This window comes from Mesorhizobium sp. M1163 (assembly GCF_040318415.1).
GTDB lineage: Bacteria > Pseudomonadota > Alphaproteobacteria > Rhizobiales > Rhizobiaceae > Mesorhizobium.
On record NZ_JAMYMF010000008.1, the window covers coordinates 116371 to 128523 of the forward strand.

12 protein-coding genes are annotated in these 12153 nt (G+C 63.3%); 9 read left to right on the plus strand and 3 right to left on the minus strand.

Features of this window, described 5'->3' with window-relative positions; translation table 11 throughout:
* Positions 1–14 precede the first annotated feature (14 nt).
* Positions 15–911, minus strand: coding sequence for an NAD-dependent epimerase/dehydratase family protein (locus tag NKH43_RS10290; protein ID WP_352857968.1), 897 nt, complete (start codon positions 909–911; stop codon positions 15–17).
* Between the two features lie 146 nt (positions 912–1057).
* Here NKH43_RS10290 and NKH43_RS10295 point away from each other — a divergent pair, with 146 nt between their 5' ends.
* Positions 1058–1996, plus strand: coding sequence for an NAD(P)-dependent oxidoreductase (locus NKH43_RS10295; protein WP_352857971.1), 939 nt, complete (start codon positions 1058–1060; stop codon positions 1994–1996).
* A 663-nt stretch (positions 1997–2659) separates the two neighbouring features.
* On the opposite strand, the gene NKH43_RS10300 is transcribed toward NKH43_RS10295, so the two are convergent.
* Together NKH43_RS10300 and NKH43_RS10305 are read right to left on the minus strand one after the other, a co-directional pair.
* On the minus strand, positions 2660–3439 hold the full coding sequence (locus tag NKH43_RS10300) for a FadR/GntR family transcriptional regulator (RefSeq protein WP_023721256.1): 780 nt from the start codon (positions 3437–3439) through the stop codon (positions 2660–2662).
* Positions 3440–3586: 147 nt separating this feature from the next.
* Entirely contained in the window at positions 3587–4576 is a 990-nt protein-coding gene (locus NKH43_RS10305; protein ID WP_352481576.1) for a sugar-binding protein, read from the minus strand.
* A 427-nt stretch (positions 4577–5003) separates the two neighbouring features.
* Here NKH43_RS10305 and NKH43_RS10310 point away from each other — a divergent pair, with 427 nt between their 5' ends.
* From NKH43_RS10310 to NKH43_RS10345, 8 genes are all read left to right on the plus strand, one after another.
* Positions 5004–5744, plus strand: a complete 741-nt coding sequence (locus NKH43_RS10310) for an ATP-binding cassette domain-containing protein (RefSeq protein ID WP_023675804.1) — start codon at positions 5004–5006, stop codon at positions 5742–5744.
* Positions 5745–5778: 34 nt separating this feature from the next.
* The gene (locus NKH43_RS10315) at positions 5779–6777 is read left to right on the plus strand and encodes an ABC transporter permease (RefSeq protein WP_023721258.1); all 999 of its coding nucleotides are present in this window, start codon (positions 5779–5781) and stop codon (positions 6775–6777) included.
* Between the two features lie 269 nt (positions 6778–7046).
* Complete coding sequence (locus tag NKH43_RS10320; protein WP_352641216.1) at positions 7047–7874, plus strand: AraC family transcriptional regulator; 828 nt, start codon at positions 7047–7049, stop codon at positions 7872–7874.
* A 107-nt stretch (positions 7875–7981) separates the two neighbouring features.
* On the plus strand, positions 7982–8434 hold the full coding sequence (locus tag NKH43_RS10325; RefSeq protein ID WP_352481579.1) for an SRPBCC family protein: 453 nt from the start codon (positions 7982–7984) through the stop codon (positions 8432–8434).
* A 21-nt stretch (positions 8435–8455) separates the two neighbouring features.
* On the plus strand, positions 8456–9250 hold the full coding sequence (locus NKH43_RS10330) for an FAD binding domain-containing protein (protein WP_352857976.1): 795 nt from the start codon (positions 8456–8458) through the stop codon (positions 9248–9250).
* Between the two features lie 32 nt (positions 9251–9282).
* On the plus strand, positions 9283–9765 hold the full coding sequence (locus NKH43_RS10335) for a (2Fe-2S)-binding protein (RefSeq protein ID WP_352481581.1): 483 nt from the start codon (positions 9283–9285) through the stop codon (positions 9763–9765).
* Between the two features lie 13 nt (positions 9766–9778).
* Positions 9779–11146, plus strand: coding sequence for a xanthine dehydrogenase family protein molybdopterin-binding subunit (locus NKH43_RS10340; protein WP_023721263.1), 1368 nt, complete (start codon positions 9779–9781; stop codon positions 11144–11146).
* Between the two features lies 1 nt (position 11147).
* Complete coding sequence (locus NKH43_RS10345) at positions 11148–12152, plus strand: xanthine dehydrogenase family protein molybdopterin-binding subunit (protein WP_023721264.1); 1005 nt, start codon at positions 11148–11150, stop codon at positions 12150–12152.
* The last annotated feature ends 1 nt before the right edge of the window (position 12153 follow it).

A 12153-nucleotide genomic window follows, 5' to 3' on the forward strand; every position in this document is an offset into this window, starting at 1 on the left:
GTCAGCTGCCCCGGTCAGCTCGCCTTGACGTATTTCCGCCAGCTGTGTTCCGGCCGGAAGCCGAGCATGTCGCGTGCCTTGCGGTTGGAGAGCAGCGTCTCGTATTCGCCAAGTTCGCCCTTGACCGGCACATCGGGGTAAAACCGCTTCAGCAGTTCGGCTGTCGGCAGGTCGGACGAGGTGTCGTCATTGGCGGCGTTGAACACCTGATAGCCGAGCCCATCCTTCTCGATGGCACGCAGCGTGATCTGGCCGAGGTCGCGCGCGTCGATATAGCTCCAGGCGATGCGCTTGCGGAAGCCCGGATCGGCGAACCATTTCGGAAACAGCGAATATTCATGCGGCTCGATGACGTTGCCGATGCGCAAGGCGTAAATGTCGAAGCCGCTGCGCAGCGCAAAGGCGCGCGCGGTCTTCTCGTTGACGACCTTGGACAGCGCATAGCTGTCCATCGGATCGACGTCGTATTCCTCGTCGAGCGGGAAATACGTCGGATCGCGCGGTTCGTTGGCGAAGACCAGGCCGTAGGTCGTCTCGCTGGAGGCGATCACCACCTTGCGGATACCGAGCTTCACGGCGGCCTCGATGACGTTGTAGGTGCCGAGCGCGTTGATGCGGAACACCTCGTTGTCGGGCGTGATCATGATGCGCGGGATCGCCGCGAAATGCACCACGGCATCGACCGGCTGCGTGCGCAGCGACGGGTCGAATTCATGCAGGCCGATATAGCTCGACAGCGCGTTGAACACCTGCCCGCTGTCTGTGATATCGGTGATCAGCGTGCGCACCTTGGGATTGTCGAGCGGCTTGGTGTCGATGTTGAGCACCTGGCAGCCCTGCTCGACCAGATACTGCACGACGTGGCGCCCGGCCTTGCCGCTGCCGCCGGTGAACATAATCCGCTTCGTCATTTTGCTCTCCCTAAGATTCATGTGTATTGTCAGACAATATCGAACTCTGCAATCGCCTGCCATGGCATGCGGCAAAAACCCGCTTCAACAATTCGCCGGCAAGGTGCACCGCCGTCATCCATCATTGCAAAATAGGACGAAACGACATGAACACGACCGCCGCGAGCGAAAAGATCGGCTTCATCGGGCTTGGCCTGATGGGGCACGGCATAGCGAAGAACATCGTCGACAAGGGCTATCCGTTGACGTTTCTCGGCCGCAAGAACCGCGCACCGGCGGAAGACCTGCTCGGCCGCGGCGCCAAGGAAGCGGCGACCTCGCGCGACGTCGCCGCGGCATCCGATATCGTCTTCATCTGCGTCACCGGCTCGCGCGAGGTCGAAGCCATCATCCGCGGCCCAGGCGGCCTCAAGGAAGGCCTGAAGCCGGGATCGGTCGCCGTCGACTGCTCGACCTCGGATCCTGTCTCGACGGTGGCGCTGGCCGCCGAACTCAAGGCGCTCGGCGTCGATTATGTCGATGCCCCGCTCAGCCGCACGCCGAAGGAAGCGTGGGAAGGGACGCTCGATGCCATGGTCGGCGCGCCCGACGCGGTCTTTGCCCGGTTGAAGCCGGTGCTCGAAACCTGGGCCGGGCGCATCGTCCATATCGGCGACACCGGCGACGGCCACCGCATGAAGCTGCTCAACAACTTCATTTCGCTCGGCTATGCCGCGATCTATTCCGAGGCGCTGGCGTTGGCGCAGAAGGTCGGCATCTCGCCGCCGCGCTTCGACAGCGTCATCCGCAACGGCCGCATGGATTGCGGCTTCTACCAGACCTTCATGCGCTGGACGCTGGAAGGCGACCGCGACGCGCACAAATTCAGCATCGCCAACGCCTTCAAGGATCTCACCTATCTCGAATCGATGGCGGGTGCTGCCGGCATCGCCAACCCACTCGGCAACGCCACCAAAAACGCCTTCGCCGGCGCCTTCGCGGCCGGCCCCGCCGACCAGTATGTGCCGATGCTGGCCACGCATATCGGCAAGGTCAACGGCGTCGACCTGATGCCGACCAGGGATGGCAAGAAGCAGACGATCTGAGCCGGCCGATCAGCTTTTGGCCACGCAAGCTTGCCGCAACATTCCGAGGCGTCAGCGCCACTGGCGAAGCTGCCAATCTTCCCCCTTGAGGCAGTGCAATCGCATGTAGGCAAGAGCCCCCTCACCCGGATTGCCAACCGAATTGCAAAGGGCAATTCGGGGCAATCCAACCTCTCCCCGAGGGGAGAGGAGATCGCCAGCGCCGGCGTCAGCCTCTTCTCCCCAGCGGGGAGAAGGTGGCCGCGAAGCGGCCGGATGAGGGGGGACTCCTTACGCGATTTGCCCTGCCTTGTTGGGGGAGATGCCCGGCAGGGCAGAGGGTGCTGTCCCTCAGACCTCAGATCGGCAACACTGCAATTTCAAAGCCGAAAACAAAAAACCCGCCTCGGTAGGCGGGTCGCCGGCGCCAATCAGCACCATAACCAAATTAGTAGCATAGCTGCCGGCACAAAGCAAGAACAAAATACGCTGCGGCGGTAAAAAAGTCCGAATCCCTGGCCCATCCGAGGTCGCCGCCCTCATTGCCTAACGTTGATGATTAGCGAAAGCCGAAGTGGCATCCAATCTCCCCTCGTGGGGGAGATGCCCGGCAGGACAGAGAGGGGCGCGAAGGAATGCCGAGTTTTGCAATCGTTCGGAGCAATGCCAGCCCTGGTGCAACCATCACCGCCGCGACCGCCCGATAACATCGTCGGTGTTGGCGAGAAGCCTGTGCACCGCGGCACGGGCTGCGGCGGGCCGCTGCAGGCGGATGTTCTTCTCGATCGCCTCGTGCAGTGCCTGCGCCCGACGCTGGTCGCTGGTTTCGCGTGTGACGAAAACAAAGAGGTGATCGAGCGCCGATTCGATCAGCACGCCGAGCGGCACCAGCAGATCGTTGCCCGAGGCGCGCAGGATGGCGAGGTGGAACCGCGTGTCGGCGCGCGTTCGCTCCTGCAGGTTGGTCGCTTCGCCCATTTCGCGACAGGCCTGGCTGATCTCGGCCATCTGCTCGTCGGTGCGCCGCATGGCGGCAAAGGCGCTGGCCTCCGGCTCGATGATGTGGCGGAATTCCTGCACCGTCCTGAGAAACACCTCGCGGTCCGGCGAGGTCGCGTACCAGGCCAGCACATCGCGATCGAGCAGGTTCCAGCGCTCCTTAGGCTCGACCCAACTGCCGATCTTCGGGCGCGACGCAAGCAAGCTTTTCGCCATCAGCATTTTTATGGCTTCGCGCACCGCCGAGCGGCTGACGTCGAAGGTCTCCGACCATTTGGCCTCGTTGGGCAGGATGGTTCCCGGCGGATAATCGCCGCGCACGATCCTCAGCCCGATTTCGTTGGCCAGCGAGGCGTGCACACTCGAGCCGGGAAAGTGTGCGGCGTCGGCACGCCGAACGCCGGCCGGCCGTTCAGCCTCGGCCTTCAACTTGGCGGGTCGCTTTTTTGATGTCGCGTCCGGCATTCGTATTCCCCGGCAGCTGCCTGTCGAAAGCCTGAACTCAGGACACGACAAAGCAGCGGCCTACGCTCCAAAGCAGCGTCGCCTCGTGCGTTCGTATGGACGGTCTGTGACGGGGCGCCCGTCGAAGGGCGCCCCGAAACTGCGAACCTACTTCTGGATGCAGGTGTCGACCGTGTCCTTGGTGCATTCGTCGAGGCCGGTGAACACCGGATCGGCGACCGGCTTGCCTTCGACCAGGTCGATCATCACCGAGGGCGCCTTGTAGCCCATCTCGAACGGCCGCTGGCCAACCAGCGCGGTCACCAGCCCGTCACGGGCAATCGCCACCTCGTCGCCGATCGTGTCGGCGGCGCCGATGACGAAGGCGTTGCTGGCGATCTTGTCGGCCATTGGCTTGAACAGGTCGCGGTAGGGCTGCGGAGCGCCGAACAGCGGCCAGCCGCCCATGATGCCGAAGGCGTCGAGATCGGGATTGGCAGCGAGGATGTCGGTCATCGCCTGCACGCCCTTGGCGCCGTCGTCATTGGTGAACACCGGGCAGCCGGCAACTTCCGTCCAGCCGCCTTCGCCTGCCAGCGCGGCGAGGCCGTCCTTGCCCGAAAGCGCGTCACGCATGCCCTGCGCGCGGCGCAGGATGTTGTCGGCCGCCGGATTGCCTTCGATGGTGCAGATCTTGCCGCCATTCGGCTTGGCCTTCTTGATGTATTCGCCGATCTTGTGACCCATCAGGTAGTTGTCGGTGCCGAGGTAGGTCTTGCGCAGCGCCGCATCTTCCTTGCTGAGGTCGGCGTCGAGGGTCATGATCGGGATCGACGGATTGGCGCTTTTGATCGTCTGCGCGATCAGCGGCGCGTTCGATGGCGAAATCGCCATCGCCACAGTGTCGGGCTTGCTCAGCATGTCCTGGACGATCTGGGCTTCACCGGCCTCGTCCGAGGTCGACGCCGGTCCAGTGTAGAAGCACTCATATTCCGAGCTGGCGTTTTCCTTGTTCCATTTCTCGCAACCCTGGTGGATGGCCTCGAAGAATGGATTGTCGAGACCCTTCACGACGATGACGAGCTGTTTCTTGGCCATAGCCGGCCCGGCACCCAACGCCATGATGGCGGCGGCAGCGAGCAATAGTGATTTCCTCATGTCAGTCCTCCCTTTTGAAACAAACGGACACCGCGTGCCCGCCACACACAGATCGACCCGGAGCAAGATGACAGAGGACGTCGCACTCGTGTCGCCAAGCCAGGTCGATAAGCATTTTCATATTCAGTCTCAGACCGGCACCGACAGATACTGCTGGTTACCAAATCCCTGACCGACAAACCTTCACCGATTCCTTCCGGCAACCCGGGGGATCGGCGCAAGCTCCTCCGACACTTAGCTAATATCGCCTTGTCACCGACGTCAATGCTATTTGTCCTACAAAACTGATTTTTCGAAAGAAGCCGTGGTTGACGCCAAGGTGGCTTATGCGTAAATGGGCAAAATCGCTGCTTCCGGGAGGAACTGGGGAGAGCGAAAGGCCGCGGCAGAACCGCAGGCCGCAAAGCACGGGGAGGCAAGAAGGCTGGTGGCGGTTCTCGAACTCACCAACATCTCGAAGCATTTTGGCGCCATCCAGGCGGTCAACGACGTTTCGTTGTCGATCGAGGCCGGACAGGTTGTCGGCCTGATGGGCGACAACGGCGCCGGCAAGTCGACGCTGGTCAAGATGATCGCCGGCAATTTCCCACCGAGCCATGGCACGATGCAGATGGACGGCAAGGAGCTGATCCTGCACAAGCCGGTCGAGGCGCGCCAGCACGGCATCGAAATCGTCCATCAGGACCTGGCACTGTGCAACAATCTGACGGCCGCCGCCAACGTCTATCTCGGCCGTGAATTGCGCCGCGGCCTCGGGCCGCTTCGCATCCTCGACTATGCCGCCATGTACAAACGTGCCGGCCAGATCTTCGCCGAGCTGAAATCCGAAACCCGCCCGCGCGACCTGGTCAAACAGATGTCGGGCGGCCAGCGGCAAGCGGTAGCGATCGCCCGCACCATGCTTTCGCAGGCCAAGATCGTGCTGATGGACGAGCCGACGGCGGCGATCTCGGTCCGCCAGGTCGCCGAGGTATTGAACCTGATCCGCCATTTGCGCGACCAGGGCATCGCCGTCGTGCTGATCAGCCACCGCATGCCCGACGTCTTTGACGTCGCCGACCGCGTCATCGTCATGCGGCGCGGCCGCAAGGTCGCCGACAAGACGATCGCATCGAGTTCGCCGGAAGAAGTCACCGGGCTCATCACCGGCGCTATCGAACAGGTATGATTGACGCCTCAACCATGAGTAAAAAAGGTCGATAATGGCAGTCACCCTTGATCAGACGATCGCGCACAAGCAGCACACCTTGCTGAGCAAGGTGTTTGCCAGCCAGACCTTCTGGGTGGTGATCGCGGTCATCCTCGCCTGCCTGTTCCTGTCCGTGGCCACGGATTCCTTCGCCACGACCAAGAACCTCTACAACATCACCCGCAACATCACCTTCGTCGCCATCGTGGCGCTCGGCATGACCTTCGTCATCATCACCGGCGGTATCGACCTGTCGGTCGGCTCGGTGCTTTGCCTGTGCTCGATGGTGCTGGCCGTGACCATGCATGCCGGCTACGGCATCGAGACCGGCATTGCCGCAGCGATCGCGACGGCGCTGATCATCGGCGCCTTCAACGGGGTTCTGATCGCTTATCTCGGCTTTCCGCCCTTCGTGGTGACGCTTGGCATGCTCTCGATCGCACGCAGCCTTGCCATGGTCGCCTCCAACAACACCGTCGTCTTCCAGTTCGGGCCGGACCACGACAAGCTGCTGGCGCTTGGCGGCGGCGCCTGGGTGTTCGGCATCGCCAATCCGGTGCTCTATATGATCGTACTGGCGATGATCACCGGCTTCGTGCTGCGCTGGACGAAATTCGGCCGGCACATCTTCGCCATCGGCGGCAACGAGCATGCGGCGACGCTGACCGGCGTTCCTGTGCGCCAGATCAAGGTTGTCGTCTACATGATCTCGGCACTGGCGGCGGGCCTTGCCGGCATCATCCAGACCGGCTGGCTGGGCGCGGTCACCACAAATCTCGGCAACGGCATGGAGCTTCAGGTGATCGCCGCCACCGTCATCGGTGGCGCCAACCTGGCCGGCGGCATGGGCACAGCCTTCGGCGCAGTCGTTGGCGCGGCGCTGATCGAGGTCATCCGCAACAGCCTCGGCCTGCTCGGCATCAATGCCTTCTGGCAAGGCGTGTTCATCGGCGGCGCCATCCTGCTTGCCGTGCTGTTCGACCGCATCCGCAATTTCAGGCGCAACGACTGAACTTTTCCGCCGGCGGGGCAAAGTTGCTTCGCTGGCAAAAGTCCTTGCTCAGCCTCGAAGGGAGTGCCGGTTGCCGTCGACCGCACCGGTCTTGCCATACCGGCCTGGAAACGCTCGCCTTCTTCCTATCGCCGAGTCTGAAAATCCGCCGCTGCGGCGCATGGCCGGCGCCCGGGCGTGCACATCCGTCTTGACGCAAGCCCGAACTGAGCCGCACAATCGCTCGCAGCAGGCGAAGGGAGGCCAGTCGCCTGCGGGAGGATATACCCATGACGGAAGCGATCAGGCTCTACTGGGGCCGGTTCGGACATGTTTCTGTCCTGAACGTCGCCAGCGACTTCGTCACCCATGCCCATGTCGAGGCGCATATCATCATCTGGCTGGAAGGCACGGCCGGCGAGATGACCATCGGCCGCGAGACGGTGCGGCTTGGACCGGGCACCGCCGCCGGCATCAATTCCTTCCAGCCGCACAGCCACGCTCTGTCCCGCGACGGCACGCCCGGCCTGTTCCTCGCCTTTTACATCGATCCGGACTGGGCTCGAAGGCGCCGCGAGCTGCCTTCCGCCGCGCCGCTGTTCTCCGCCCCGGCAATCACGCTCGAGCCTTGGCTGCACAAGGCAGCGGCCAACCTTCTCGACCATCTCAGCGACAATGAGAGCATCGACGACATCGCCAATTACGAGATCGAGCGCTTCATCGACAGCGTGCTCGATGCCGCCGACGCCTGCGCACCGCAGACGGTGCGCGCCCGCGTCCACACCATGCAGGATTTTCGCGTCCGCAAGGCGATCCAGCTGATGAAAGCCAATGTCTGCGAGCGCATCTGCTTCGACGACGTGGCGCGCAGCGTCGGCCTGTCGCGGCCGCATTTCTTCGCCCTGTTCAAGGAACAGACCAATCTGACGCCCAACGTCTATTGGAACACGCTGCGCATGGAGGAAGCGGTGCGGCAATTGCAGTGGTCGCAGGAGCCGCTGATCTCGGTCGCCTGCAATCTCGGCTTCACCACCCAGGGCAATTTCTCGCGCTTCTTCCGCGACCATGTCGGCGTTCCGCCGACGCTTTACCGCGAGGCGGCGCGGGCGATCAGCTGAGCGCCCGTTTTTCAGACTAATTGATAGGCGTTCAAGACGCATTGATAAGCGCCGCCGAGTCTGCCGCCCTACCCTCCCAAGCAGCTGATTTGCAAGGGAACGATCATATGGCGAAAGTCACCATCTCCAGCGTCATCGACGCGCCGGTCGAAAAGGTCTGGGCACGCATACGCGACTTCAACGGTCTGCCGACCTGGCATCCGCGCATGGTCGAAAGCCACATCGAGGACGGCAAGGACGCCGGCACGATCGGCTGCGTACGCAATTTCCAGCTCGCCAGCGGCGCCCGCCTCCGCGAAAAGCTGCTCGATTTCTCCGACGAGAATTTCCTCGTCAGCTACTCCATCCTGGAGACGCCGCAACCGCTTACCAACCACAAGGCGACGCTGCAGTTGCGGCGGGTGACCGACGGCGACCGCACCTATGCCGAATGGACCGCCAGCTTCGACGCCCCTCCCGAAGAAGCCGACAAGCTGGCCGAAGGCATGGGCGCCAACGTCTTCCAGGGCGGCTTCAACGCCCTGAAGGCCCATTTCGCCGGCAAGGTTGAACTGAATTGAGCTGACAACCAGGAGCGTTCCATGGCGCTTGCACTGCAGACTTTCCCGACGGTGAAGGACGCTGGCGCGGCGCTGAAGGCCGCCGGCACCCGCTATCTCGGTGGCGGCACACTGGTCGTGCGCGCCGCCAACGAAGGCGACGTGTCGATTTCCGGTTTCATCCGGTCGACCGAACCGGCGCTGTCGGTCATCCGCATTTCCGGCGGCGAGGTCCGCATCGGCGCTTCGGTGACCATGGCGGCGATCGCCCGTCACCCGGATTTCGCTCCACTGGCCCACGCCGCGCGCGCCGTCGGCGGACCGGCGATCCGCAACATGGCTACGGTCGGCGGCAATCTCTTCGCGCCAACGCCTTACGGCGATTTCACCGTTGCACTGCTGGCTTTGGACGCAACCGTCACCACCGACTACGGCGAGCTGCCGATCGAAACCTTTCTGGCAAAGCGCGAGAGCAATCACGCCATCGTCACTGCGGTCGGCTTCACGCTTCCGAAGGAAGGCGGTTTTCGCTTCCTGAAAGTGTCGCGGGTCAAGCCAAAGGGCGTCTCGGTGCTGAGCATCGCCACCATGCTGGAACACACGCCGGACGGCACTGTCACGTCAGCGCGGATCGCGCTCGGCTGCATGGCCGACCGGCCGATCCGTGCCAGGACGGCGGAGAAAGCCTTGATTGGCCGCAAACTCACCGCAGACGGCATCGCACCGGCACTGGCCGTTGCCCACGACGGCACTTCGCCGCCAACCGATCCGATCGCCAGTGCCTGGTATCGCAACGAAGTCCTGCCGGTCCATCTCGGCCGGCTGCTGCTCGCCTGAAAGCCCTGGCTGCGGCGCAAGGAGTAATAAAGATGGCGAAGGTCCCGGTTCAGTTCACGCTCAATGGTGCCGAAAAGGCCGAGTTCATCGACAGCGGCACGACGCTGCTTCACGCGCTGCGCGACAAGATCGGCGACACCTCGCCAAAAGGCGGCTGCCATCAAGGCACTTGCGGCGCCTGCACGGTCATCATCGATGGCGAGCTCAGGCTGTCCTGCCTGACGTTGGCCGAGACCTGCAACGGTGCGGCCGTCACCACGACGTCGGGGCTTTCGGAAGGCGGCGTGCTGCATCCGCTGCAACGCGCTTTCCTCGATGCTTTCGCCACGCAATGCGGTTTCTGCACGCCGGGCATGATCATGGCAGCCAAGGTACTGCTCGATCACACGCCGAACCCCAGCCGCGAGGACGTGGTCGAGGCGCTGTCGGGCAATATCTGCCGCTGCACCGGTTACGAGCCGATCATCCAGGCGGTGCTGACCGCCGCGCGCTCCAATTCGCAGAACGCGGTTTGAGGGAGTTAAGAAAATGGAACTCCGCAAGAGCTATTTCGCCGACCAGCGCAAGGACGATCTGCACGAGATCGGCCAGCCGCGGCCGCGTTCGGATTCACCCGGCCATGTCACTGGCAAGACCACCTATTTCGCCGACCGCAATTTTCCCGGCATGCTGCACCTGAAGATGGTGCGCAGCCCGCACCATCACGCCCGCATACGCAGCATCGATACGTCCGAGGCGGAAAAGCATCCGGGTGTCGTCAAGGTGCTGACCGCCAAGGATGTGCCGCACAATGTCTACACCATCCTGATCCTGATCCAGATCGGGCCGGAGGACGAGACGGTGCTGGCTGACGGCAAGGTGCGCTGGAAGGGCGAGGCGGTGGTGGCGGTGCTGGCCGAGACCGAGCGCGCCGCGCAGGAAGCCGCCGCCAAGGTCAAGGTCGACTACGAGGTGCTGCCGGCCGTCTTCGACATGGAGGAAGCGCTGAAGCCCGACGCGCCGATCGTCAACGAGTATCACGGCCGGAACTATTACCTCTACGACAGCGGCGAATGCCGCAAGGTGCGCTTTGGCGATGTCGAGGCAGGCTTTGCCACAGCCGACCACGTGCTCGAACAAACCTATCAGTCCTCGCCGATCGAGCATGCGCCGACCGAGACGACCGGCTGCATCGTCGCACCGGAGGGCAACGACCGCTTCACCTGCTACACCAACACGCAGGCGATGTTCTTCACGCTCGACAACGCCTCGATCATCCTGCAGATGCCCGGCAACAAGCTGCATTTCGTCGGCGGCACCGTCGGCGGCGGTTTTGGCGGCAAGGTCGACGTCATCGTCGAGCCGATCGCCATCCTCGGCGCCAAACTAACCGGACGACCGGTTTGTTTTGTCTATAGCCGCGAGGAGGAGATGCAGATTTCCTCGCCGCGCGCCGCCGAGAAGGTCGTCATCAAGGACGGCGTCATGAACGACGGCCGCATCGTGGCGCGGAAAGTGACCGGCTACACCGATGCCGGCGCCTATTCGCGCCATTCGCCCTACGGCGCGCAGAAGGGCGCCGGGCACTATCCTGGCCCGTATACGATCCCGAATGTCTGGATCGACACCTACTGCGTCTACACCAACCGTACCCCGTCCTCGGCGATGCGCGGTTTCGGCGTCACCATCGGCGACTTCGCGCTGGAGGTGCAGATGGACAAGCTCGCCCGGCTGATCGGCATGGACCCTCTCGAATTCCGCTTCATCAACGCCTACCGCGACGGCGACATGAAGGCACACCGGCAGCCGACGGAGGGGGCGGCGCTGATCGAGTGCATGCAGGAAGCCTCGCGCGCCGCCAACTGGCCAGTGGCGGAGAAGTTCATGACGATGTCGTCTTACGCGAAGGGAGCTTGAGATGGCGATCAGGCGCGGACGCGGCGTCGCCGCGATCAATTATCCGACCGGCATGAATCTCGGCGGCGACCCGACGCAGGCGCTGGTGCATTCGACGCCGACCGGCAATTTCATGGTCACGCTCTCCAGCGTCGACCTGGGCCAGGGCATGAAGCAGATCATGGCACAGATCTGCGCCGAGACGATCGGCGTACCGACCGACCGCGTCGTCGTCGACACCGCCGACACTGACACCGGCCCGCACTGCATGGGCACCTTCGCCTCGCGCGGCACGCATCGGGCCGGCAATGCGGTCATCCAGGCCGCCAGGGAAGCCCGCCAGGTGATGCTGGAAGTGGCGGCCGAGGAACTTGAGGTAAACGCCTCGGACCTCGAGACCGATGGCGAGGGCAACATCCTGGTCAAGGGCGCGCCGCAAAGATCGATCTCGATCTTCGATGTCGCGCTGTCGGCGCATTTCAAGCGCGGCCGTTCGATTTCCGGCCGCGGCATGTTTTTGATCCCCCGCTCCTATCCGGAGAAAGAGACCGGAGCGATGAAGCCGTCTACCTGCTACGCCCATGCCTGCACGGTGGCGGAGGTCGAGGTCGACGACGAGACCGGCGAGGTCACCGTGCTGACGGTGAAGAACGTGTTTGAGATCGGCCGCGCGCTGAACCCGAAAATGGTCGAGCAGCAACTCGTTGGCGGCTCGTGGATGGGCATCAGCCATGCGCTCTACGAAACGACCGAGCCCTATTATCCCAACCGCGACCATGGCGGCACCGACTTCAACCAATATCTGATGCCGGGTCCTGGCGATCTCGCGCAAACCGAGATCATCGTGCTGGAACGGCCCTCGGCGGACGGGCCGTATGGCGCCAAGGGGCCGGGCGAAATGTGCGCCAACCCGCAGATCCCGGCGGTCGCCAATGCCGTCTTCGACGCTGTCGGTGTGCGCATCGATACGCTGCCGATCACGCCGGAGCGCATCCTGCGGGCGCTGAAGGCGCAAGCCCCGAACTGAG